This window comes from Leptospira idonii (assembly GCF_004770995.1).
Classification (GTDB): Bacteria; Spirochaetota; Leptospiria; order Leptospirales; family Leptospiraceae; genus Leptospira_A; species Leptospira_A idonii.
This window is the reverse complement of record NZ_RQHW01000046.1, coordinates 1-1,211: the sequence shown is the minus strand read 5'-3', so window position 1 is coordinate 1,211 and position 1,211 is coordinate 1. Positions and strand designations below refer to the sequence as shown.

The 1,211-nt window shown below is 39.8% G+C and carries 1 protein-coding gene; it reads right to left on the bottom strand.

Annotated features, from left to right (window positions below):
- Positions 1 to 48: 48 nt before the first annotated feature.
- Positions 49 to 1,101 carry an IS481 family transposase gene (locus tag EHS15_RS11905; RefSeq protein WP_135760805.1) on the bottom strand — a complete coding sequence of 351 codons (1,053 nt, stop codon included), beginning with the start codon at positions 1,099 to 1,101 and terminating at the stop codon, positions 49 to 51.
- Positions 1,102 to 1,211: the final 110 nt, after the last annotated feature.

The window sequence follows — 1,211 nt, the reverse complement described above, 5'->3', positions numbered from 1 at the left end:
TGTACAAATATAGTATTCGCCAGTCACACTCTTCTAACTTTTATTAGGTTAAATGATTTCTTCCTGATCTAATTTTGATTCTCGGCACCCGTGAAAGAAAACTTGATAGGGAGTTCTTCCATTCATGTTTCTACCTTGATGGGTTCTTTCCGTGTTATAAAAATTCAGATAAACTTGTAAGTCTTTATCCATTTCCTGAACGGTTTCGTAAAAGTTAGTTCTACCAGCAACTCTGAAATGTTCGTCGAGTAAAGTTTTGTGAAGCCTTTCCACGTATCCGTTGCTTTGTGGTCTTCTGACTCTAGTAGTTCTATGCTCAATGTCTTCTAGCTGAAGGAAAAGTTCAAAAGGATGTTGATCTTCTCTTCCACAATACTCACGTCCATTGTCTGTTAGGATCGTTTTGATAGGGACATTGTGTTCTTCAAAGAAAGGTAAAACTTCATTATTTAAAGTCTGTACTGCTGTGATCGGCATCTTGGAAGTATGAAGAGTTCCCCAGGCATATCTGGAATGGCAATCGATTACGGTTTGTAGATAAACTCTTCCTATACCTTTCAAAGTTCCGACCATAAAAGTGTCCATAGCGACTAAATCTCCAGTAAAATCGGCCTGAATATGCCTATCTCTATACTCCGGATTAAATCGTTCCAAGAGTTTAACTTGGTTCTCGTTAAGTTCTATGGGAGTGTCTTTTAGATGTTGGTCTAACCTTAACAGCCTTTGGTGTTTTGTGAGAAGTTTGGCTCTACCCCAAACCCCTCTAACACCGCCAGAACTAACTCTATGACCTTTTAGATTGAGTTGCTGAGCCACTCGCACGGAACCATGAGTTGGGCTGGTTAAACTATATTCTAGTATGGCTTTTTCTAATTCTTCCGAGAGCCTGTTCGGGTGCGGGTTTGTTGCTCCAGAAATTCTGTCTACAAGTCCTTCCGCACCAAAGGTTTGATAGTTTCTTCGGATTTCGTAAAACTGTTGTCTGGAGTAACCCATAATCTTGCAGGCTTTACTTACATTGCTTAATTCATTTGCTAGTTCTAATAAATTTAGCTTTCTTCTCGCTGCTTTTGTACTTACGTTGGTATTGGTGGTGGTCATGCGTCTTCCCTCCTTGGAAGTGACTTTGTGGTTAAAATCATTTTCCCAATTAGAAGAGGTCTGACCACTGCTTCTTTACGAAACTGTCAGGTGAATACTATACTAGCACA

Coding starts and splice junctions, on each gene's coding strand:
- EHS15_RS11905 (WP_135760805.1), bottom strand. CDS start 1,101: ATGACCACCACCAATACCAACGTAAGTACAAAAGCAGCGAGAAGAAAG.